General features: G+C 69.3%; 22 protein-coding genes and 2 pseudogenes. 21 read left to right on the top strand and 3 right to left on the bottom strand.

The window, feature by feature from the left end; all coding sequences use genetic code 11:
- Positions 1-675: transposase (locus tag ACFY2B_RS38500; RefSeq protein ID WP_390767702.1), on the bottom strand; the 675-nt coding region annotated here is incomplete at its 3' end.
- Between the two features lie 787 nt (positions 676-1462).
- Here ACFY2B_RS38500 and ACFY2B_RS38495 point away from each other — a divergent pair.
- The 16 genes and pseudogenes from ACFY2B_RS38495 (at position 1463) to ACFY2B_RS38420 (ending at position 16710) form a co-directional block, all read left to right on the top strand.
- On the top strand, positions 1463-1963 hold the full coding sequence (locus tag ACFY2B_RS38495; RefSeq protein ID WP_390767701.1) for a GNAT family N-acetyltransferase: 501 nt from the start codon (positions 1463-1465) through the stop codon (positions 1961-1963).
- An 87-nt stretch (positions 1964-2050) separates the two neighbouring features.
- Complete coding sequence (locus tag ACFY2B_RS38490) at positions 2051-3028, top strand: transposase family protein (protein ID WP_390767700.1); 978 nt, start codon at positions 2051-2053, stop codon at positions 3026-3028.
- A 435-nt stretch (positions 3029-3463) separates the two neighbouring features.
- Positions 3464-4716 (top strand): annotated as a pseudogene (locus ACFY2B_RS38485) (IS256 family transposase).
- A gap of 5 nt (positions 4717-4721) precedes the next feature.
- A pseudogene (locus tag ACFY2B_RS38480) lies at positions 4722-5229 on the top strand (GNAT family N-acetyltransferase).
- A 120-nt stretch (positions 5230-5349) separates the two neighbouring features.
- The gene (locus ACFY2B_RS38475) at positions 5350-5529 is read left to right on the top strand and encodes a hypothetical protein (RefSeq protein WP_390767699.1); all 180 of its coding nucleotides are present in this window, start codon (positions 5350-5352) and stop codon (positions 5527-5529) included.
- A 137-nt stretch (positions 5530-5666) separates the two neighbouring features.
- Entirely contained in the window at positions 5667-6005 is a 339-nt protein-coding gene (locus ACFY2B_RS38470) for a DUF1360 domain-containing protein (protein WP_390767698.1), read from the top strand.
- Positions 6005-7216, top strand: coding sequence for a hypothetical protein (locus tag ACFY2B_RS38465; protein WP_390767697.1), 1212 nt, complete (start codon positions 6005-6007; stop codon positions 7214-7216). Before ACFY2B_RS38470 ends, ACFY2B_RS38465 begins: the two co-directional genes overlap by 1 nt.
- Positions 7140-7748: a hypothetical protein gene (locus ACFY2B_RS38460; RefSeq protein WP_390767696.1), complete on the top strand. Its 609-nt coding sequence runs from the start codon at positions 7140-7142 to the stop codon at positions 7746-7748. Before ACFY2B_RS38465 ends, ACFY2B_RS38460 begins: the two co-directional genes overlap by 77 nt.
- Complete coding sequence (locus ACFY2B_RS38455) at positions 7745-7990, top strand: hypothetical protein (RefSeq protein WP_390767695.1); 246 nt, start codon at positions 7745-7747, stop codon at positions 7988-7990. Before ACFY2B_RS38460 ends, ACFY2B_RS38455 begins: the two co-directional genes overlap by 4 nt.
- Complete coding sequence (locus tag ACFY2B_RS38450; protein WP_390767694.1) at positions 7983-8324, top strand: hypothetical protein; 342 nt, start codon at positions 7983-7985, stop codon at positions 8322-8324. The genes ACFY2B_RS38455 and ACFY2B_RS38450 overlap by 8 nt, the downstream gene beginning before the upstream one ends.
- Positions 8311-12123: a phage minor head protein gene (locus tag ACFY2B_RS38445; RefSeq protein WP_390767693.1), complete on the top strand. Its 3813-nt coding sequence runs from the start codon at positions 8311-8313 to the stop codon at positions 12121-12123. Before ACFY2B_RS38450 ends, ACFY2B_RS38445 begins: the two co-directional genes overlap by 14 nt.
- On the top strand, positions 12123-12314 hold the full coding sequence (locus ACFY2B_RS38440) for a hypothetical protein (RefSeq protein ID WP_390767692.1): 192 nt from the start codon (positions 12123-12125) through the stop codon (positions 12312-12314). The genes ACFY2B_RS38445 and ACFY2B_RS38440 overlap by 1 nt, the downstream gene beginning before the upstream one ends.
- A gap of 123 nt (positions 12315-12437) precedes the next feature.
- Entirely contained in the window at positions 12438-14105 is a 1668-nt protein-coding gene (locus ACFY2B_RS38435) for a major capsid protein (RefSeq protein WP_390767691.1), read from the top strand.
- 79 nt (positions 14106-14184) lie between these two features.
- On the top strand, positions 14185-15024 hold the full coding sequence (locus ACFY2B_RS38430; RefSeq protein ID WP_390767690.1) for a cupin: 840 nt from the start codon (positions 14185-14187) through the stop codon (positions 15022-15024).
- The gene (locus ACFY2B_RS38425) at positions 15021-15518 is read left to right on the top strand and encodes a hypothetical protein (protein ID WP_390767689.1); all 498 of its coding nucleotides are present in this window, start codon (positions 15021-15023) and stop codon (positions 15516-15518) included. The genes ACFY2B_RS38430 and ACFY2B_RS38425 overlap by 4 nt, the downstream gene beginning before the upstream one ends.
- Positions 15519-15747: 229 nt before the next feature.
- Positions 15748-16710, top strand: a complete 963-nt coding sequence (locus tag ACFY2B_RS38420; protein ID WP_390767688.1) for a glycosyltransferase family 4 protein — start codon at positions 15748-15750, stop codon at positions 16708-16710.
- Between the two features lie 106 nt (positions 16711-16816).
- On the opposite strand, the gene ACFY2B_RS38415 is transcribed toward ACFY2B_RS38420, so the two are convergent.
- The gene (locus ACFY2B_RS38415; protein WP_390767687.1) at positions 16817-18205 is read right to left on the bottom strand and encodes a pentapeptide repeat-containing protein; all 1389 of its coding nucleotides are present in this window, start codon (positions 18203-18205) and stop codon (positions 16817-16819) included.
- Positions 18206-18853: 648 nt separating this feature from the next.
- Between ACFY2B_RS38415 and ACFY2B_RS38410 the strand changes: the two genes are divergently transcribed.
- The 5 genes from ACFY2B_RS38410 to ACFY2B_RS38390 are packed head-to-tail and all read left to right on the top strand — an operon-like array spanning position 18854 to position 22050.
- A complete protein-coding gene (locus ACFY2B_RS38410) occupies positions 18854-19573 on the top strand; it encodes a hypothetical protein (protein WP_390767686.1) in 720 nt (239 codons plus the stop codon).
- Positions 19574-19575: 2 nt separating this feature from the next.
- Positions 19576-20280, top strand: coding sequence for a hypothetical protein (locus ACFY2B_RS38405; RefSeq protein WP_390767685.1), 705 nt, complete (start codon positions 19576-19578; stop codon positions 20278-20280).
- The gene (locus ACFY2B_RS38400) at positions 20280-21086 is read left to right on the top strand and encodes a hypothetical protein (protein WP_390767684.1); all 807 of its coding nucleotides are present in this window, start codon (positions 20280-20282) and stop codon (positions 21084-21086) included. The genes ACFY2B_RS38405 and ACFY2B_RS38400 overlap by 1 nt, the downstream gene beginning before the upstream one ends.
- Positions 21077-21676 (top strand): hypothetical protein, encoded by a 600-nt coding sequence (locus ACFY2B_RS38395; RefSeq protein ID WP_390767683.1) that lies wholly within the window; start codon positions 21077-21079, stop codon positions 21674-21676. The genes ACFY2B_RS38400 and ACFY2B_RS38395 overlap by 10 nt, the downstream gene beginning before the upstream one ends.
- Positions 21673-22050, top strand: a complete 378-nt coding sequence (locus ACFY2B_RS38390; protein WP_390767682.1) for a hypothetical protein — start codon at positions 21673-21675, stop codon at positions 22048-22050. Before ACFY2B_RS38395 ends, ACFY2B_RS38390 begins: the two co-directional genes overlap by 4 nt.
- 41 nt (positions 22051-22091) lie before the next feature.
- Here the strand turns inward: ACFY2B_RS38390 and ACFY2B_RS38385 are convergent, their stop codons facing one another.
- On the bottom strand, positions 22092-22319 hold the full coding sequence (locus tag ACFY2B_RS38385) for a hypothetical protein (protein WP_390767681.1): 228 nt from the start codon (positions 22317-22319) through the stop codon (positions 22092-22094).
- Positions 22320-22492: the final 173 nt, after the last annotated feature.

Below are 22492 nucleotides of genomic sequence, written 5' to 3'. Positions count from 1 at the left end.
CGCCGTCGAGGAGCCGGGGATCTGGGCGAGGGCGTCGGTGAGGACGGCGATGTGGTCGGCCACCGTGTTCGCTCCGGCATTCCCCGGTCTCAGGAGCATGGCCAGGGACTCGGCGGTGTTGGCGCACCACGCGGCCAGCGGATGGAACCCGAACGTCTTCTTGAACGTGACCGCAGCTCCGGCCTTCTTCGATGCCGAGGTGATGATGGTGGCGTCGAGGTCGATGACGATCCAGCCGGTAAGTCGCTTGCCCGCCACGACCAGCCACGGGAAGCCGCCCGGCCGCAGACGCAGCAGACTCCACACGTACCGGCGTACCCGCGCCCGCACCTTTGCGATCTTCGCCAGGGTGGCCTCGTCGAGCGCAGCCAGCGTGCGTCGGGCGGTGGAGTCCGAGGCCACGAGGGCGAACAGCGGCCGATGATGAAGCTGGAGCTGCTCGGCCTCCGACATGTTCGTCGCCCCGAGCACGATCACGACCGCGAGCTGTACCAGTACTCCCGCCCGCTCCCGCCAGCCTGCCGCCGTGCTCGACGGCAGCACCCCCGCCAGTCCACCGGTCAGCCCGACCCGGTCCGCCAGCTTCCGCAGCAGCACTGCCCCGGCATGCCCGACCAATTTCTTCCCGTCAGCCACCACGGACAGCCGATGGTCCCACCCTGTACTCTCAACCACCAGAAAGGTGCCTTGCTCTCTGCAGCGGATATGACGTAGACACTCACATCCTTGCAGGTCAACGGCACCTTTCTGCTATCGGGGCGTCAGACCACCCAATTCCACTGAATACCCAGGGTTAGCTCCAGACAGGACGAGCAGGCTGGTGAGCGCAGCGACTGCGAGTCGCTTCTTCATGTTGAAACTCCCTCTGATCAGGAATGACATCGCTGTGTAGCAAGATCAGCGCAGAGGGAAACTACGAGCGGGCAGTTGCCTGAGGCAAGGCCCAGCATGGCCCTTGACTCAAAAAGTCCGCACGCCTTTCGCACAGATGGCACACAAAAAACACCTCACTCGAAGCGCAGTTAGGCACACGTCAGCATTTTAGAAATTTCCCTAATTGTTGGCTTTAGAGTAATTAGCGAAAAGGTTTTTTCTCCCAGCATGGGCGGTTTGATGGCGATCTGGCTCTTGAGTGAGTGTCGGGCCACTGAAGTTCCAGCACTCGGCACGTGTCCGCGTGTCAGGTGTCGTCACTCGCTGGCTTGATTCGATCTAGAGATGATTCTCAGCACTGATCACAAACAGGTGATCAGCCGGGCACTGCCGCTGCACCACCAGAGGCGCCGGGGGGCATGTTGCAGGTTGACGGCCCAGCCGGGCACTGCTTACGGCCCGGTCCACGATTGAGGTCGCGGTGGGATTGGGTAGGTCGGGCTGAGATGGCCATGCCTGTTCGGGGCCGGCGGACTGAGATACTCCGGCCATGGGTGCTGGGGTGATGGGGAGCGGTACGCGATCGGACATGGCAGTGTCTGCGCGGACGACGTCGGCGCACGCCGCGGGCTGGGTGCTGCGCTCTGCGGTGGCAACGGACATCGAGGTGATCGCGGAGTTGCGGGCCACGGTCATGCGTGCGGACTTGCAACGCCTTGGGCGCTACGACGAGCACCGGGTACGGCAGCGGCTGCGGGACTCCTTCTCCCCGCAGCACACGTCGATCATCATGATCGACGGTGAACTGGCAGGTTGCGTCACGGTCCGGCCCGCCGAAGGCAGGCTGTGGCTGGAGCACTTCTACCTTGCTCCGCACTGTCAGGGCCGAGGGCTCGGATCCGCTGTGTTGCGCACGGTACTGGAGCGGGCGGACGCGCAGGGCATGACCGTGGGTCTGAACGTCTTGCAGGGCAGTGCTGCCCGTCGACTCTACGAGCGCCACGGATTCGTCGTGGAGGCCCAGGACCCGATCGACGTCTTCATGATGCGCCCGCCGGGGGCGATGGCGAGCACTCCTGCGAAAGTCTGACCCGCAACGGTGTGAGGGCCCCGCCTCGCTCCGCGAGGTTGTCTTCTACGGCCGTGACGTGACAGCGGCCGCACGGGTTCTTCGAGTGTGACCAAGAAGTGGGCCCGTGCGGCCTTGTCCCATCCTGCCTTCTGCGGCGTCTCCCGTGCACATCTCGGCGATTTGATCGAGGAGTTGGCAGACCCATGGCTGGCGCGGTGCGATTCGGCACTGCGTGAGCGGCGAGGTGCTGCGCGGCGGCGGGCGGCCGGTGCTGGCCCGAAGCACGACCTGGTCTTCGCTGACCGGGTGCTGGTCACCCTGGTCCACCTGCGCACGGGGCTCCCGCACGCCGCGCTCGCCGAGTTGTACGGCACGGCCCGCTCAACGGTCTCCCGCGCCATCGGCGAGATCCGCCCGCTCCTGGCGGCGCGCGGCTTCGCTGTCCCCGACCGCCCCGGGGTGCGGCTGCGCACCCTGGCGGACGTGTTCGCCTACGCCAAAGCCGAGGGAATCCGGCTGAGGATCGACGGAGCCGAGACCCAGGTCCGCCGGCCCAAGGCCAACCATGCCGGACGACGGGCCTTCGTCTCGGGCAAGAAGAAGCAGAACACCATCAAGACCACCACCGTAAGCGACGGCCAGGGCCGCCTGCTGTGGTCCGGCGCGGACCGGCCGGGCCGCATGCACGACCAGACCGCGATGCGCACCGAGGGCATCGCCGAGCAGTTCCAGCTCCGCCCGGAAGTGGGAGCCGAGGTCGACGAGGGCTACCGGGGTCTGGCCAACGAATTCCCTGACCAGGTCAGCGCCCCGCCGAAGAAGCCGAAGGACGACGCACCGCTCGGCGATCAGTACGCATGGCGGGAGATGCGCCGACGGCAGTCCTCGGATCGGATCTGCGTCGAGCACGCCCATGCCGAACTGCGGCAGTGGCGGCCACTCCAGCGTTACACCGGCCGACGTGAGGACTATGCAGAGACCCATCGCGCGATCGCTTCACTGATCTCGGACCGCTCCGCCCGTCGGCCAACCCGCCGCAAGCCGAGCACCGAACTGGTTCTCGCCCGACAGACGGCCTACTGATCAACCACCAGCCGAACCGCCAGGCCAGCACGCCCCGACCTCAATCGCGGACCGGTTCGTTAACGTGCCCCGACCGCCGCGGCGTGCGGACATCACGTCATCGATACACTCCGCCTGCTCGTACGCACTGTCCTTGTCGCCCTGACGGACAGCACTCCAAGCCGCCCAAGACGCCTGTTCGGTGATATCGCCCGTGGCGTACAGACGACTGATGGTGCATTCTTCGCCGTACAGCGAGGGATTTTCCGCGCTTCCTCGTCGTTCAGATCGGTCATTCCGTCAGAGACTGGATGTACAGTACAGGCGTCGGAAGAGAGCAATGCTCAAGGCCTGTGGATCGGCCTCGGGTTGTGACGTGAAAGGGCGTACCTTCCCGAGTGATCGATAGGTCACCGAGTAGACCGACGTTGCACCGTCGGTAGGGAAGGCACGCCCATGCTCAGCGTAGTCAACGAAGACGGCACCACGGAGTCCGTCTCCTTGATCGACGAGATCGTCCGGGAGGGCGCCCGCCGCATGCTGGCGGCCGCGCTGGAGGCCGAGGTCGATCAGTACATAGCCGATCTCGCCGCCGAGAAGGACGAGGCCGGGCGGCGCTTGGTGGTCCGCAACGGCCGCCACCGGCCGCGCACCGTGACCACGGCCGCCGGGCCGGTGGAAGTCACCGCGCCGCGGGTGAACGACCGCCGGGTGGACGAGGCTACCGGCGAGCGGGCCCGGTTCTCCTCGAAGATCCTGCCGCCCTGGTGCCGCAATCGCCGAAGATCAGCGAGGTGCTGCCCCTGCTCTACCTGCACGGCCTGTCCTCCGGGGACTTCGTGCCGGCGCTGGAGCAGTTCCTGGGCGGCTCGGCCGGGCTGTCGTCGGCGACAGTGACGCGGCTGACCAAGCAGTGGCAGGCCGACCACGCCGCCTTCCAGGAACGCGACCTCTCGGCATCCGACTACGTCTATGTGTGGGCCGACGGCGTGCACCCCAAGGTCCGCCTCGGTCAGGCCCGCTCCTGCGTGCTGGTCCTGATGGGAGTACGCGTGGACGGCACCAAGGAACTGATCGCGCTCGCGGAGGGGTTGCGGGAGTCCACCGAGTCCTGGGCCGACCTGTTGCGCGACTGCCGCCGTCGCGGCATGCGCGATCCCGAACTGGTCGTCGGGGACGGCGCGATGGGCCTGTGGAGGGCCCTCGCGGAGGTGTTTCCCCAGGCCAGGCACCAGAGGTGCTGGGTTCACAAGGTCCGTAACGTGGTCAACGCCCTGCCGAAGTCCGCGCAGCCCGGGGCGAAGAAGGCCCTGCAGGAGATCTACAACGCCGAGGACCGCGACCACGCCGAGAAGGCGGTACGCGAGTTCGCCCGGTCCTACGAGGCGAAGTGGCCGAAGGCGGTGAAGAAGATCACCGCCGAGACCGAGGAGCTGCTGGCCTTCTACGACTTCCCCGCCCAGCACTGGATCCATCTCAGAACGACAAATCCGATCGAATCCACTTTCAGTTCGGTGAAGCTCAGGACCAAGGTCACCCGGGGTGCGGGCAGCCCGGCCGCGGCCCTGGCGATGGTGTTCAAGCTCGTGGAGTCCGCGCAGGAGCGTTGGCGGGCGGTCACCGCCCCCCAACTCGTCGCCCTCGTCCGCGCCGGCGCAGTATTCAAGAACGGCGAGCTCATCGAGCGCCCCGAGGCGGCCGCGGCGTAAGCACCATGACGGCCCGGACCATCAGCACCCGCCGGCTGGACCTGCTGCCGCTGCACGTCGAGCACGCCGAGGAGATGGCCGCGGTGCTTTCCGATCCCGCCCTGCACACCTTCATCGGCGGCACCCCGGACACTGCCCAGGTCCTGCGGTCGCGCTACCAGCGCATGACCGCAGGTTCCCCCGACCCGGCCGTGGCCTGGCTGAACTGGGTGATCCGGCTGCGTGACGAGTCCTGCCTGACGGGCACCGTCCAGGCGACGATCAGCCCCGGCGTCCGCTCCCGTCGCGGAGATCGCCTGGGTGGTGGGAACCTCGTGGCAGGGAAGAGGTATTGCCATCGAAGCGGCCCAAAGGCTCGCCGGCTGGCTCAGCCAGCCCCCGGTGCACGCCATCATCGCGCACATCCACCCTGAACACCGAGCCTCCGCTGCCGTCGCCGCAGCCGCCGGGCTCACGCCCACCAACGAATGGCATGACGGCGAGATCCGATGGCACCGGAGCGTCAGGCCGTAACTTCAGCGATCCACAGATCTTGACAATTGCTCGTCGGAAGATTCGGCCGAACTGAACGAGTGATAAAGCTGCCCCGCGTTAAGTGCCCGAGTTACACTCGGGCGATCGCGGCCGGGCCGGTTGACCGAGGGCCATCTGTGCTGGCATGACGCTCCCGGCGCGTGCCGGGGCCCGGACGGCGTCCTCGGGTCCTGTGCCGGGTCGCTGGCCATCGTGGACCTGCCGACGACGGGCGTGCAGCTGGAGATCGATATCGAGACGCCCGAGGTGGCGCCGGTCGACGCGATAGTGCTGTTCTGATCACAGCCGCCCCCATCACACGGCTTGTGATCTAAAAATGGGGTCTGCCCTGCGGGAACTCTGAGGGAACCAGTCGCGCGAGATGGCTTATCATCCCCCGCTGAACCCGGCCGATGATCTCCCGTCAGGGGACGCCCATGATCAGCCCCGCAGTCCTCGCCGTCCTGGCCTTCGCCGGTTACCGCGGCACCCAGCTCGTCGTTCACGACTCGATCCTTGACCCGATCCGCGAGCGAATCGACACCTGGTATCAGCGCAAGCCCGAGTCCACCGCCCGCGACGCCGTGGTCACGCTGATCTCCTGCGTCTACTGCACCGGCTGGTGGGTCGCCGGCGCGGTCCTGGCGACCTGGCTCCTCGTCACCGGCACCTTCGACAGCGCCCCGCTCCTCGTCCACGGCATCGAGTGGCTGGCCGTCGCCGGCGCCGCCGCCCTCCTGAACCGCTGGGACGACTCCCGCAAGGACGGGGCCTGATGGCCCGCAAGGAACTCACCGCGGCAGCCTCCCGGTACACGTCCCGCAAGATCCGGGGCCGAGGCCCGGGTGACCAGTCCTGGCAGCAGCGCGCCTACGACATGTACCACCTAGTCCCCGAGGTGCGGTTCGCCGCCTCCTGGATCAGCAACGCCATGTCCGGCGTCCGCCTGTTCGCGGGCCGCCGCGCCGAAGATGGCACGATCGAGCCCGCCCCGGCCGGGCACCGCGCGCACGAGATCGTCTCCCAGATCGCTGGAGGACCTGACGGCCAGGCGAAGATGCTTGGCGCCTTCGGCAAGCACCTGACCGTCCCGGGCGAGGGCTGGGTCATCGTCCGCCCCAACTCGGAGGTGCTGTCGCCGTACAGCCCCGAGGACGGCCACGACTGGCGGGTCCTGTCGGTCAACGAAGTCCGGCAGCAGTCCGGCAAGCTCATCGCCGAGATCGACGGCGAAGAGGTGCCGATCCCCGAGGGCGACCCGGACGGCTTGGACCCCGACGGTCCCGTGGCAATCCGGGTGTGGGAGCCGGACCCCGAGCGCGCCATTGAGGCCGACAGCCCCGTCCGCTCCAGCCTGGAGCTGCTGGAGGAACTGCTCCTGCTGAACGCCGCGGTGAAGGCCATCGCGCGCAGCCGCATCACTGGCCGTGGTCTTTTGCTCATCCCGAAGGGCACGCGGTTCCCGACGTCGGGCACACAGCAGGGCCAGGCCGAAGACGACCTGATCGAGATCTTCATGACGATCGCCGAGACGGCGATCCGTGACCCCGAGTCGGCCGCCGCGACCGTCCCGATCATCCTGGAACTCCCAGCCGACGCCATCGCCGAGTTCAAGCACATCAAGTTCGAGTCCGAGTTTGACGAGCTGGCGATCAAGCTGCGCGAGGAGGCGGTGCGCCGTTTCGCCACCGGCCTGGAGATCCCCGCCGAGATCCTGCTCGGCCTCGGCGACGTGAACCACTGGGGCCAGTGGGCGCTCACCTCGGAGGCGATCCGCCTCGGCATCGAGCCGAAGGCCGGCACCCTGTGCTACGCCTTCACTCAGCAGTGGCTCCCGCCCGATCCTCGAATCCGAGGGCGTCGAGGACTGGCACCGCTGGCTCGTCTGGTACGACACCAGCCCGCTGCGGGTGCGGACCAACCGATCCGAGACGGCGCTGCAAGCCTTCGACCGGGGCGTCATCTCCGCGCAGGCGCTACGCCGTGAGACTGGCTTCGACGAGTCCGACGCCCCCTCGGCGGAGGAGAAGGCCGCACGCGACAAGGAGGCCGGCACCACCGACGAGGAAGCCGAGGACACGCCGCCGCCCGCGCCGGACCTGCCCGTCGACGAGTCCGAGGCCCCGCCCGAGACGCTGCCCGCCTCGGCCCGCCTGGTCGACGAGGCGCTGCTCGCCGCGACCGACGGCCTGATCTGGTCGGCGCTCGGCACCGCGGGCCGGAAGCTGGAGCGCACCCCGGTCTGCCCCCGCAGCGAGCGGCAGCGCACCCGGCAGCTCCCGGCCGCCGAGATCCACACCATCGTCGCCATCGAGCCGGACGCGATCGACCGGTACAAGCTCCTCGATGGCGCGTGGGCGCGCGTCCCCGAGATCGCCGCCCGCTACAACGTCGACCGGGAGTGCCTGGAGTACGCCGTCGACGAGTACTGCCGGGAACTCCTCGCGGCCGGCGTCACGCACACCTTCGAGCAGACCGTCGGCGCTCTGAGCACCCCGTGCCTGGTGGCCGCCGCGTGACCGCCCGCCCCGGCCGCCGCCGTACCGCGGCCCCCGCCCGGCCCGTCTGGACGGCGCTCGTCCTCCACGCGGGCACCGTCGAGACGGGCTGGTGCGCCGCCTGCAAGGCGTGGACACAACTCACCGCGGACCTGCTGCTCCTCACCCCCGAGGGCGTCTCCACGGTCGGCACCCGCACCTGGTGCGAGGTCTGCGACGACCCCGACAGCCCGCTCCCGCCCAGGAGGATCGACCGTGGCTAGCCACACCGCCGCCCCGCACAAGACCCCGCTGGGGCACAGCATCCCGACTCACCGCGTCCTCGGCTGGTGCTCGCACTGCCCGGACCGGTCCCTGGCCGAGGAGCTGATGGCCTGGCAGCTCGATGCCGAGGAACGCCGCGCCGAGGACAGCGGCGACGGCCCGCTCGACGCAGTCACGAAGTGGGTGGCGTGCCCCGAGTGCGGGCACGACGGCTCCCTGTCCGTCGTCACGGTCACGGTCCGCACCACGACCGGCCCGAAGACGGCAGGCGGCTGGAAGTACTGCCTCAACTGCGAGGCCGTACCCCGGGAGGCTGCTCATGCCGGACCGTGACCGCCAGCTTGACCAGGCCGAGCGCGACTTCACCGCGGCGGTCGGTGACGCCCTCACCGAGACGGCCGACGAGTTCGCCGACGCCGTGCTCGCCGCGACCGAGCTGGTCGCCGCCCGCTTCTCCGTGGGCCGGATCGCCCGCATGTGGGGCAGCCGGGTCTCCGGCCTGGTGCGCCGCCTGCTGGGCACCGCCGAGGAAGCGGCCGGCGCGGCGGCCGAGGACATCGGCGCCGACCTCCCCGACGGCTGGGACGACCTTCCCGGCCGGTACGACGACGGCACCCTTCCCGAGGGCATCGGCCAGTACGTCGTGACGACCGAGCACCTGCTGCGCGCGGTCGGTGACCGGCTCGCTGAGGCAACCCGCGCCGAGCTGGCCGCCGGCATCGACGCCGGGGAGGACATCGAGCAACTGAGGGCGCGGCTCCGTGCCGCGTTCGCCCGCGAGGGCGCGCACCTCGGCCCGGTGCGTGAGCGGCGCATCGCCCGCACCGAGGCGTCCCGCGCATGGAATACGGCGACGCTGGCCGCCGCGCAGGCAGCGAGTGGCCCCGACCGGCCCGTGGTGAAGCAGTGGATCACCCGCCACGACAAGAAGGTCCGCACCGCACACGACCGGGCAGACGGTCAGATCCGCCTGCTCAGCGAGCCGTTCACGGTGAACGGCGTCGCCATGCAGACCCCCGGCGACCCGACCGCCCCAGCCGGACTCGTCATCAACTGCCGCTGTCGCCTTGCAGTCGCACCCGAGCTACAGGCCGCCGCCAACGAACCGAAGGACCTCGCGCGGGGCCAAGCCTTGGAATCCGAGGAGGACGCTGTGGAAGCTCAGTCCGTGACCGCTGCCGGCGGGCACACGGGCGCGATGATCGCCCTGCTCCCGAGCGAGGAGGACGCGGAGCGCCTGGCCCTCAACGCAGTCGGCGCCGAGCCGGCGCACGAGCTGCACCTGACGCTGTTCTACCTCGGCGAGGGCGCCGACTGGGACGAGGAGCACCGCGCCGATCTGATCGCCGGTCTCCGCTCCCGCGTCTCCGACATCGGCAAGCCCCTGGCCGGGCGGGCGTTCGGCGCAGCCCACTGGAACTCGGACGGCGACGACCCGTGCTGGGTGTGGTCCGTCGGCGACGACCGCGACCGCCTCCAGGACGCGCCGACGCTGGAGACCGCCCGCTGGGCGGCCACGTACGCGCTGGAGGACATGCACCGGCAGCCCGACCTGCCGACCCAGCACACGCCCTGGCAGGCGCACGTCTGCGCCGCGTACACGAGCAACCCGTCGCTGCTGACCGCGATGAACCAGCGTCTCGGCCCGATCCGGTTCGATCGGCTGAGGGTCGCGTTCGCCGGGGAGCACACCGACATCCCGCTCGGCCGGGAAGAGGAGGCAACCACGATGGACGAAGACGACGAGTACCTGACGATGGGCCTGCTGGCGCCGCGCGCCTGGTCGACGCCGGGCGACACCGCGTTGGCGTTCGAGAACACCGAGACCGGCGACGGCAGGGTGTTCCGGCCCGGGGCGCTGTACTGGTCCGGGTCCGGGCCGTGGCCGCTCCAGCACGCCGACGAGATGCTGATGGGGCACCAGGGCGCCGAACTCGCGGGCGCAATCCAGCGGATCAGCCGCGAGGGCGACCGGATCGCGGGCGGCGGCGTTCTGTACCCGAACCGGCCGGCCGGTGCCGACGCCCTGATGCTGCTGTCGGAGGGCGCACCGCTCGGGGTGTCCGTCGACCTCGACGACGTGTCCGTGGAGTTCGTGGACCGCTCCCCGGCGGCCGACGAGGACGAGGGCGCCGTCGTGCTCCTCGCTTCGCTGCCGTCGGCGTCGCTGCTGTGCCTGGATGACGGCTCCTGGTCGCTGACCGCCACGGCGACGACCGAGTGGACCGCGTCCGGGTCCGCGCTCTCCCGCCTCGGGACGACGGTGCAGCTCATCACCGGGAAGAACGGCCAGGTGACCGCCGACGCCGTACGGGCCGCGCTCGCGTCGACCGGCACGCTCACCGCGGCCGCCGGCGACCGCGACGACCAGGACCTCGGGACGGTCGTGCACAGCGAGTCGTCCGGCGACCTGCTGATGCGGGTGACCCGGGCGCGGCTGCGCGGCGCCACCCTCGTGGCGATGCCCGCGTACGACCAAGCGCGCATCGTGCTCGACGACCAGGCCGAGCCCGCCCCCGTCGACGAGGACGAGGACTTCTGGTCGGCGGCCGGCCCGAGCCCGGCGCAGCTCCGCGTCGTCGAGTTCGTGAAGTCCGCCCCGGCGCCGGTCGGCGCCCGCGAGGTCGCCCGGGGGCTCCGCATCCGCATGGAGACCGCGCGCGGCCACCTGTCCCGCGCCGCGAAGGCCGGCCACATCGTGCGCCTCGCCCGGGGCGTGTACGTCGGCCCGTCCACCGAGATGTCGGTAACCGCGTCCGTGTCCGGCGACGTCGACCTGCCGATCCACGACGACCCCGACCGTGCGTGGGACGGCGGCGCCGCGAAGAAGAACATCCTGGCGTGGGCCACCGACGACAACGGTGACGTGGACGCCGACAAGCTCGGCTCCGTGTACCTGTGGCGTGACGACGACGCCGACCCGGCGACCGCCGCCGCGTACAAGCTGCCGTTCGCCGACGGTATCGACGGCAAGCTCCAGGTCATCGCGGCCGGTGTGTACGCCGTCGCGAGCGTTCTGCAGGGGGGCATGGACGGCGTCGACCTGCCCGACGACGACCGGGACGCGGTCAAGGCCCGCGTCACCACGCTGTACGGGCGGATCGCGAAGGCGTACGACGACGACTCGATCGTCTCGCCGTGGGCCGACGAGGACGGTGACGAGGAAACGGCGTCCATGCGTGAGCTGGTCGCCTCGGCGTGGACGGCGATGAAGGAGCTGCCGCCGATGCCCGCCGCCTGGTTCAAGGAGCCCACCGCGGCCGAGCTGCCGCCGGGGAGCGGCGGTGTGCACTACGCGGACGGCCGGATTTACGGCTGGGTGGCGCAGGCCGGGGAGCCGCACGCGGGCTACCCCGGGCGGAAGCTGACCATCGAGTCGCTCGGCAAGCTGGACCTGACGCACTTCCTGCGGGCGAAGTTCCAGCTCGACGACGGCAGCACGGTGCGCGCCGGTGCCTTCACGATGAACGCGCCGCACACCCGCGACGGTGCCGAGTGCAACGACGCGGCGTGCCAGTTCGATGACACGAGGACCGTCGCCGGGATCGTCACGGTCGGCCAGAACGCGGGCGGCCTCTGGTTCTCCGGCGCGGCCGGGCCGTGGCTGTCGGACTGGGACCGCACGGTCTTCCAGGGATGCCAGCCGAGCTACCACATGAAGCAGGGATCTGGCGGCCGTTGGCAGCTTCGCGCCGTGCTGTCGGTGCCTGTGCCCGGCCACTCCTCGCCGCTCCTCGCCACCGCGGTCACCGAGCGGTCGAACCTCGCCCTCGCGGCCTCGGCGGCCGGTTTCCTCACAACCCTGGACATGTCCGGACACGGCACGGACACCGTCACGGACGGCCCGGACAACTCAACTCGGACAGCCGCTGAGCTGACCAGACAGCGTCCGGACACGAGCCCGGACAACCCGGCGGACACGTACCTGGCGAGCAGTCAGGTCGACATGGTCGCCTCCGCGCTGCTCACCTCCGTGCCGTTTCTGGACGTCCTCCTGGCAGCGATGGACCGCCGCCAGGAGCAGCGCGACAGCGCGGCCAAGGCCGAGGCGCAACGCCTCGCCGAGTTCGTCATCGCCCCGGCCCGCGAACAGCTCGCGGCCAGCGCCATCACATCGGAAGGGGAAGCCTGATGGTCTGCTCGTGCAGCAAGAAGCGTCAGCAGTATGAAGTCGTCGCCGACGGAGGTAAGGGCAAGGTGCTCTACAGCTCCCCGTCGAAGCCCACCAGCGAGGCCGTGTCCCGCCGGTACGCGGGCAGCATTGTGCGGGAGAAGGCGAAGGAGACAGCCCCGGTGACGACAGAGAAGACCGCGCCACGGTAGGGGCACCGCCACGTTCGGTGGACAAGCCGCAGATACGGGTGCTGCCGACTGTCCTATGCTGTGCCGCAGACGACTGCTGGTTGTGGGCCGGGTCTCCAAGTTCGATCACTGGAGATCCGCCCCATGGCCGACTTCGAAGTACCCGAGGACATCACCGCCCTCAACGACGATGAACTGGCGGAAGCCCTCGCGGGTGCGGTCGCCGCCTTCGACACCAAGTCCCAGTCGACGAGCGTCACATCAAAGGACCTTGACTCCCTCCGATCCCTCGCCACGACCGTCGAGGCGATTCGCACCGAGCAAGCCAGCCGCCGCGATGCCGCCGAGCAGGCCGCCGCCGAGATCGACGCCCTGGCCGCGCAGGTGCGCGGCGGGGACGCTGCCGGCACCGACACCGCCGCCGAGGGCGGCGAGGACACGTCGGATGAGGCCACCGCGGCGGCCACCGACGCCGAAGCAGAGCCGGAGGCCGAGGTCGAGCCCGCCTCGAAGGCTGTCGCCGCGTCCTCGCACCGCCCCGCGCTGAACCTGTCCGGCGTCCGTAGGCGTCAGCCCCGAGTGCTGCCCGAGGCGCCGGCGCCGACGACCACCATCACCGCGGCGGTCGACGTCCCCGGCTACGCGCCCGGTGCGCCGCTCGACTTCGCGGACATCACCGCGGGCATCATCAGCCGCGCAAATGCCCTCAAAACTGCAGGTGGGGGCGTGGGGCAGGTCATCAGCTACCGGCACCCGTACCCCGACGACCTAATCGTCACCGACTCGTCGTCCGCGCCCGAGGGCACCACGGTGGCGCTGCACGCGTCCAGCCAGCGGCGCCTCCCGGAGAAGGACCTCGTCGCCTCAGGTGGCTGGTGCGCGCCGTCGGAGACGATCTACGAGCTGACGGACAAGAGCTGCCCGGACATGCTGTGGGACGCCCCCGAAATCCAGCTCGCGCGAGGGGGGTTGAGGTACTACAAGCCGCTGTCGCTCGACGTGTCGGCAATGACCTGGGTGCACACCGAGGCCGACGACATCAGCGGCGCCGAGAAGCCCTGCTTCCGGGTGCCCTGCCCGGACCCGGTCGAGGTGCGTTGTGACGCCGTGGGCGTCTGCCTGGAAGCGGGCATCCTGACACAGAGGCACTTCCCCGAGCTGGTCGCCTGGTACCTCCGCAACTCGATGGTCGCGCACGAGATCCGTATCCGTCAGGTTCTCTTCCAGCAGGCCGTTGCGACCGCGACGCCTGTCACCCTGCCGGAGACGATGGCCGCCCTCTCGGCGATCTATGGGGCCATCGGCCTCCAGGCCGCGGACATGATCGAGCGACACAGCCTCTGCGAGACCACGGCCCTGGAGGTCGTGTTCCCGTGGTGGGCGCGGAACATGTTCCTCGCCGACGTCGCCCGGCAGAACGGCAAGGACATCTGCGACATCGACCCGAACTGCATCCAGAACGCGTTCAGCACCCTGGGCGTCCGGGTCCAGTGGGCGCGCGGCCTGGCGCCGACGCCGACCACGGGCGTGCCCGCCCAGATCGGCGGCGAGAACCCGGCGACCGGCTGGCCGGCTGAGCTGAACTTCCTGATGTACCCGGCGGGCTCCCTCCAGATCGGCCGTGGCGAAGAGGTCAACCTCGGAGTTGTCCATGACTCAACCAAGTTCGCAACCAACGATTACACGGCGTTGTTCGCAGAGGAATGCGTCGCCTTGGTCGACCGCTCCGTGGACACGCGTCTCGTCACCGTGCCCGTCTGCCCGACCGGTGCCACCGGCGCGCAGACCGAGTTGGCCTGCCCCATCGCCTGACCTTCCCCGTCCCAATCGTGCGGGACCCCGTGGCCTGGACGCGGGCCCGGCACAACCCGATTCAGAACGGAGGTGAGCGATGGCAGACATGAGGAAGTACGTCGAGGCCATCCCAGGCGAACCGCTGCCCCACGGCATCCTCGGCGCCTGCACCGACATCCGCGATGTCGCCGATGTCCACGAACTCCTCGGCATCGAGTGGCTGTCGCTGGGCTGCTGCCCCGTCAACGTCTGGCAAGACCCGTGCCTGGAGGACGAAAGCCCCGGCGAGGAGAGTCCCGGCCCGCTACAGAAGGAGTTTTGCCGCCCCACGGCCGAGCACGCCGACCCGATCACCGTGTACGCCGGCGCCGAATGCTCGGCGCTTGGCTGGACGTATGCGGAGGCCCGTGTCCACGCCGAGGCGTCCCTCGCCCTGGGCGAGCAGGAAGCCGTCGAAGCCGGGTTCTGGTCCAACAAACTCGCGATGTCCGCCGCGGACCTCACCCCGGCCGAAGGACCGGTCTCCATCGCCCAGGGTGTCGCTGTGCTCGAAGGCTGCCTGGCTGAGTCGTACGGCGGCCGAGGCGTCCTTCACGTCCCGGCCGGCGCCGCCGCGCTCCTGGGCTGCTGCAACATCGTCCGTGAGGACCCGGCCAGCGGGAACCTGCGGACCCTCGCCGGGAACTGCGTGATCATCGGCGCCGGGTATAGCGCGATGAACACGGGACCAGGGAACTTGCCCGCGGACCCGGGCACCGCGTGGCTGTACATCACCGGTCCGGTAGTCGTCCGCCGCGGCCCTGCCGAGACCATCCCGGACCGGGCTGGCCCGTCAGTGAACACGAGGAACAACGACAGGAACGTCCTGGTCGAGCGGACGTTCGTGGTCGGCACGACCTGCACCGTCTGTGCCGTGAACGTGGTGACCTGCCCATGAGCGACATGATCGAGGTCCAGCCGACCCGTGAGCAGCGGCGCGCGTTCGCCGCGTGGGCGGTCGCCCAGCTGCCGAAGATCCGCACCGTCGGCATCAACGCCTTCGCCGTCCCGGCCGCCCTGTTCACCGAGGCGCCCGAAGAAGTCCTGATCGGTGCCCTCGTCGACGGCCACCACTACGTCTCGCCCGACGAGGAAAATGGCGACGAGGTGCCCCCGCACCCCGAGTGCACCGCGAGCGCGACCGAGCTGGTCGGCGTCGCCACCCCAGGCGGCCTTCGCGAGGTCATGCCGGGCCAGCCTTTGCCCACGGCCATCGCCGAGGCGGACGGCCCGGATTCGCCCCCTCTGCCAGGCCCCTTCGAGAACAGCGACTCAAACGATCGGGCCGTGGAAGTGCCAGAAGGCGTCTTCCCGTGTGACGGCTGTGACCGAGAGTTCACCAGTGCGCGCGGCCGGGAGACCCACCGCCGCCAGAAGCACGCGGAGGCGTAAGTGCCTGTCGAGCCGATCCCGTGCACACTCGGGGCGGAAGCGACCCCAGTACTTCCTGCTGCGCCCCGTCGATCGCCTCGCTGCCGCTGTGCCGCGCCGACAGCACCCCGCTCCTCCTGGCCCTCCGCGCCGCCTGCATGTGCGACGGCGACACCGCGCCGACCGGGCCGCTCGCCATCGCCGCCGTTGCTGGCACGGTCGGGATGGCCTGGACGGTGGGGGTAGCACTATGAAGATCTTGCTCATCATCCCCGTTTTCCACCAGCACCACGTGCCCCCGACCGGGGCCTTCGTCACCAGCCGGGAGGTAGCGCGCGGGCTGGTCGCGGCCGGGCACACCGTGGGCGTGATCACCACAATCCGCGGCCCCGGCGGGGTCCGGACCGACGCGGCCGGCGTCCAGGTGTGGCCGGTCGAGCAGTGGCGGCAGGCGTACCGGGCTCTGCGCCCCGACCTGCTGATCTCCCATCACGGGGACCGCAGGGCCGCGCAGATCACCGCGCTCGCCTCCGCCGCGCCGCACCTGATCATGGTCCACGGCATGTCCGAGAACCGGGACCTGGGCCGGACGACAGCAGCATGGTTTCCGTCTGAGGCTTGCCGGGCGCACTACCCGGATTACATCGGGCAGTTCGTCGTCCTGCCTCCGCCCATCGATCCTGACCACTACCGGACCCAGCCGGGGGAGTGCATCACTCTCAACGGCTCCACTCCTGCCAAGGGCGGGCCGATTGCGGCGGCGCTCGCCGCGCGCCTACCGCACGAGCAGTTTCTCGTGGTGAGGGCCAGCGGCCACCAGGTCGGCCCGCTGCCGGCGAATGTCGAGGTTGTGGATCGAACGGATCCACGGCAGATCTACACCCGCACGCGACTGCTGCTCATGCCGTCCACCGTGGAGTCCTACGGCCGCGTCGGCGTGGAGGCGATGATCTCTGGCATCCCCGTCATCGCCTCCGAGCTGCCCGGGATCCGCGAGGCACTTGGGACGGCCGCTCTCTACGTGGCGCCGGACGACGTGGACGGCTGGGAGCAGGCGGTGCGCGCACTGGCCGTGCCCGAGGCATACCGGGCGGCGTCCGGCCGAGCGCTGGAGCATGCGCGCGGCGTGGACCTGGCAGGCACGCTAGCCGCGTTTGAAGAGATGTGTTGCCGGACGGCCGCGTCCCCTCGCACGCGGGCCGGTGACCGGTGACCAGCGCACCTTTTAACCTGCTCACGCCAGATCAACGAACCATCAAGCGGAAAACCGCGAGTTGAAGATCTGCACGTCCTAACTGCCCAGTGCCACGGCGATGTGGTCAGAGCCAATCTGGGAGAAGGATGACTCCCGTAGCAGGAGGCGTGCCGACGGCGGCAAGGAGGCCGTCGGGGGCCGGACCCACCGCCGTATCGAAGTGCACGGCGCCGACGAAGTTCACCGTGCCGCCGGAGAAGCTGGCGTTGTGGAAGTGCACTGTGCCGTCGGAGAACTCGGCGTCGCTGAAGTGCACTGTGCCGCCGGAGAACGCGGTGCCGACGAAGTTCACCGTGCCGCCGGAGAAGCTGGCGTTGTGGAAGTGCACTGTGCCGTCGGAGAACTCGGCGTCGCTGAAGTGCACTGTGCCGTCGGAGAACTCGGCGTCGCGGAAGTGCACTGTGCCGCCGGAGAACGCGGCGCCGACAAAGTTCACCGTGCCGCCGAAGAACTTGGCGCAGACGAAGTTCACCGTGCCGCCGGAGAACGTGGTCCTGCCGAAGTCCACCATGCCGCCGGAGAACTCGGCGAAGCGGAAGTCCACCCTACCGCCGGAGAACGTGGCCATGCCGAAGTCCACTATGCCGCCCGAGAACGTGGCACCGCCGAAGCTCACCATGCCGTCGGAGAACGTGGCACCGCGGAAATTCACAGTGCCGTCGGAGAACGTGGCGCCGTCGAAGTGCACCATGCTGCCGGAGAACTTGGCGCCGTCGAAGTTCACCGTGCCACCGAAGAACGTGGCACCGCGGAAGTTCACCATGCCGTCGGAGAACGTCGCACCGTGGAAGTCCATATCGCCGTCGATGGTGACGCCGGTGAGGTCGAGGTCGCAGCCTTGCCAAGAACGGTGAGTTCCCTTGGGACGTCGGTAGTGGTCGCCGATGAGCCGCAGGATTGTGTGCCGGACCTTACGCAAGGCCAGGTAGCGGTGGTGTTCCTCCTGATGGGCAGGGTCGTAGCCGGGATCCGGGGTGAAGGGGAGCTGGAGGTAGGCGCACAGAACGTCGATGCAGGTTTGCCGCAGGCTCTGGTCGGGGGCGTCGTCGGCGAGTCCGGCCAGGGCATGGACGCCGCCGAGCCGGACGGCTGGGGAGTCCGAGCCGAGTTTGTCGACGGCCTGGGAGAACCGCTCGGTGTGAAGCCGGGTGGCTTCACGGTGGGCGCCGGCTTCGTCGACGCGCTGCCGGCGGTAGGCGACGACCAGAGCTACGAGCGCGCCGGCCCCGGCGACTACTCCGAAGGAGAGTTTCACCAAGTCGAAGAGGGTCTTCGCGTCGAGCTTCGCGGTGGTGTCGATCTGCTGGAAGTCCAGCAGCACCACCAAGCTGTAGAAGACGCCGCCCGCGACCAGGACCGCGGCGACGAAGGTGACAGCCAGGGCCCGGCCGACCCTCCACAGTCGTAGCTCCCGATCATTCGGGACGGGTCGCGGCGTTCGGTTCGCTGTCATGACGATGGAGACAAGCCTTCGAGATCTACGGTTGCACAAACCGACGGAGGCCGCCGGTTCCCTGCCCGGCGGACGGTCCGGTCTCTGCTCCGAGCAGCGCGTCCACCGTACCCGCGCTGCCGCCTGGCGGTGCCCGGCCGGGCACGCCTCTCCACGCTCATCGGCCTGTCGGGGACAGTCCCGCACGGAGGGTGTCCTCCAACCGCACGAGTTGTTGTTTGACCTCGAAGTTTGGCGTATCGACAGCCGGTTGGATCTGTCCGAGTTCCGCTGCTCCTCGGCCCATCGCCGCCTCGTCTGGCAGAGCTGGCACAGGTCCGGGGCATCCCGGTCGACCGCATCGAACGGATACCCCGACGGTGCCCTGCCTGCGTGGCCCGAAGAGTTCCTGAACTGGGTGTTCAGGACGGCGACCGTTCCCCGTGCGCGCGGCCCGGAGACTTCGGGAACGCCAGCGGCTCACTCTGCTGGGCTGGTACCAGACCCGGAGGCCCGGTGCCTTCTCGTGTCACCACCGCCTCTCCCGGCCCGACGACCGGCAGGACTTAAAGCCAAGTAGGGCCGTACGCCGCGGCCGGGTACCGCAGCCTGGCCGCGGCTAGACTCATTTGCGACGCCGCTGGTTTTGGGCCGGGCCTCCAAGGAGCGATGGAGGTTCCCGGCATGTCTTGCCCGCTTATTGCAAACGCCGACACCATCCGAGTCACGAGGGTTGATGGCTGTGGCCGCCCCATCTGTGGTGAGGACAACGGTTTCGTCTTCGACTGCTTCGCCAGCCTCACGATGAACGCGAACGTCGACGACGGCGAAGACGTCGAGTACAAGGCCGCCAACGGGAGGATCTGCGGGTTCAAGCGTGGCTGCCCCAGCTTCAAGGGGTACGACGTCGAGCTGTCGTTCTTCTCGGTGAGTCCCGAGCTGATCGAGATCACGACCGGTAACCCGGTGGTCTACGGCTTCGATGGCCAGCCCATCGGCTACGACGACTGCTCGATCCAGTGCAACAGCGGCTTCGCGATCGAGCTGTGGGCGGAGGTCATCGGCACCGACGCCTGCGCTGCCGATGCCGGGGGTACGGGCGCCTGGATCTACTTCCTGATGCCCTGGGTCACCAACGGGCAGCTCGGCGACCTGGAGGTCGGCAGCGAGGCCGCATCGCTCACCCTCACCGGCGCGACCCGCGCTGGCGGCGGCTGGGGCACCGGACCGTACGACGTCATGGCGGCCGACGCGGCCGGGACCGCCGGTCCGCTCCTGACCCCGCTTGGCTCGAACTGCCACCGACGGACGATCATCACGACCATCGAGCCGCCCGAGCCGGTCTGCGAGTACACCCCGGTCACCGGCGGCCTGTGCCTGGCGTCGTGACGGTGGACGCACCCGACATCGTCGTTCCGGTGCGGGAGACCGCCGTCAACGAGCAGCTTCGGTACGCGCTGCGGACGTGGACGGCAAACCTGCCGTACCGGAAGGTGTGGGTTGTCGGCTACCGGCCCACGTGGCTGCGGAACGTCGAGCACATCCCGACCGTGCAGCTGGGGACGAAGTACGAGAACACGACGCTCGCGGTCAGGGCTGCGTGCGAGCACCCCGACGTAGCGGACCGGTTCCTGCTGATGAACGACGACTTCTTCGTCATGCAGCGGCAGACCGAGATGCCGCTGCTGCACCGCGGTCCCGTCCGGGAGGTCGAGCGACTCTACGCGGCGCGCGCCAACGAGGACTACCTGTCCGGGATGCGGCAGACCCGCGATCTCCTCATCAGCCTCGGGTATGAGGACCCACTGTCCTACGAACTGCACGTCCCGCTGCCCGTGGAGAAGGCTGGGATGCTGGAGGCACTGAACGTCGGCCGTCACCTGCCGGTTGTGCACAAGCGGACCTTGTACGGGACGCTGGCCGGCCTCGGCGGGCGGCGCATCGAGGACGTGAAGGTGCTGCACCGTGGCCCCCGGTTCTCGCACGGTCCGTTCCTGTCGACGATGCACGACGCCTTCGCGAACGGCATGGTCGGCCGGCACATCAGGACCGCCTTCTCCCGGCCGTCGCACTACGAGTCCGCGGGGAGGCGCTGATGCCGCTCCGGGCAGGCCCGTGCGAGGCGTGGCCCACGAACCTGTGCTGCGAGATCCCGGAGGGGATGGAGCAGGAAGACGTCGACCGGTGGACGCTCGTGGCCTCAAAGATCTTGTGGGGCCTGTCCGGTCGACGTCTCGGTCCGTGCCCGCTCACGGTCCGGCCGTGCCGCCGGGCCTGCCTGGACATGTTCCCGATCAGCTTCCAGGCCGGGGTGCGGACGGGCCCGTGGGTGCCGTACATCTCCCCGGACGGGGTATGGCGCAACGCGTCGGTATGCGGCTGCAAGTCGGACTGCTCGTGCAGCGAACTGTGCGAAGTCCCGCTCGAAGGCCCGGTCTACGACATCATCAGCGTCGATGTCGACGGCGAGGTCCTGGTGCCCGAGGCGTACCGGGTCGACTCGGCCGGCCTGCTGGTCCGCACGGACGGCGAGTGCTGGCCGAACTGCCAGGACATGGCCGCGCCGCCTGGGTCCGAAGGTACGTTCACCGTCGAGTACCGGATCGGTCTGCCGCTCGATGAGGCGGCTGTCGCCGCCGTGTCCGAGCTGACGTGCCACTTCTTGAAGGGGTGTGCGCCGCCGGGGAGTTGTGGCTGCAGGGCCAACCGGGCCATCACCCGAGTGCAGCGCCAGGGCGTGGAGATGGAGATGCCCGACCCGAGCCTGATCTACGCCGAGGGCCGCACGGGCCTGCCACTGGTCGACCTGTGGCTGTCCGTCGTGAACCCGTACCGGCTCGACTCGCCCAGCCGCGCCTACAGCCCCGACTACAAGCGGCCGAGAGTGACGACGTGGCCCTAGACCCGTTCACGATCCGCGACCTGACCGAGGCCGTCCTCGGATGCGTCTGCGCCGCCCTCGCCCGGACCGCCCAGGAGATCGAGGGCCAGCCCGGATGCCCCTGCCGCGCCTGCGTTGTTCCCGGCACGCCGGCGTGGGACTCCTGCGACGACCCGTGCGGCGAGGAAGCCGGAGGCGGCCAGCTGTCGGTGTCCGTGGCTCGGATCTACGGCAGCAGCGACGCCGACTTCCCCAACGAGTCCCGGATCGTCCAGGGCGTACGCGGCTGCACGCCACCGCCGATCACCGCGCTCGAACTCGTCGTCACCCTGCTGCGGTGCGCGCCGACGTTCAACGAGAACGGGTGCCCGCCGACCTGCGAGGACCTGAGCGCCTCGGCGCAGGTCCTCCACATCGACATGGTCACCGTCTTCAACGCGCTGCTGTGCTGCCTGCCCGGCACTCAGCAGACGCGGCGCGGCCGACGGTTCGTGATGGGCCAGCAGAAGAGCATCGGGCCGGAAGGCGGTTGCGTCGGCCTGGAGCAGCGCGTCATCGTGGCGCTCCCGGGCTGCGCGAAGTGCTCGGATGACGGAGAGGAGTCGCCGTGAGCGTCGAGGTGACTGTCGACCCCGGGAAGATCGCGCGGACCCTGCGGCTGCGCAACGGCATCGTCGCGCGGCGCCTGTCCGAGCGCACTGCGCGGACCGCCCGGATCGCCGAGCGGGAGGCGCCCGGGTCGATGGGCCGCTACATCTCGTGGAAGGTGCAGGACGGGCCCCGCGGCCTCCAGGGCGTCATCGTCTGCGACCACCCGGCGGTGCGCTACGTCCTCGACGGGACCCGGCCGCACATCATCCGTCCGCGCCGGGCGAAGGTCCTGCGGTTCGAGGTTGGTGGCCGAGTGGTGTACTCCGCGTACGCCCGGCACCCGGGCACCCGGCCGAACAACTTCCTCGCGCGGGCGCTCCGCGAGGGGAAGTGATCAGGCTCCGTTCTGCGACGGGACGGTCAGGCCGGAATCCGCTATTCACCAGTACGCCGACGCGAGACCCAGCGCGCGAGGGCGATCCCGGCCTTGATGGCCCCAACCACAAGCGGCATCACGAATCCAGCGACGATGGCAACGATCCCGGAGACGATCGCAGCAGGGATGAGTGCCAAAGTGACGAAGGTAAGCCTTCCCAGGAGTCCTGGAAAGTCGCTGGTTTCAGACCAAAGCCAAACGGCGCTCACCAGGATGCCGCCCGCCAAGACGATAGCTACCGTAGCGAAGTAGGTCAGCTCGACCCATTCGGGAAGGTCGTCACTTCGAGTCGAACTGGACCCTGAGGCAGAAGACCTTGAGGACGCCCGCAAAGGCCTGCCTGACAAACGCACTCTGTAACCGCTGTAAAATCCTCTACGGCTCGACCACCCGGAGTAGA

It is taken from the genome of Streptomyces sp. NPDC001270 (assembly GCF_042896695.1).
Classification (GTDB): domain Bacteria; phylum Actinomycetota; class Actinomycetes; order Streptomycetales; family Streptomycetaceae; genus Streptomyces.
This window is presented reverse-complemented; position numbering and strand designations above follow the sequence as displayed.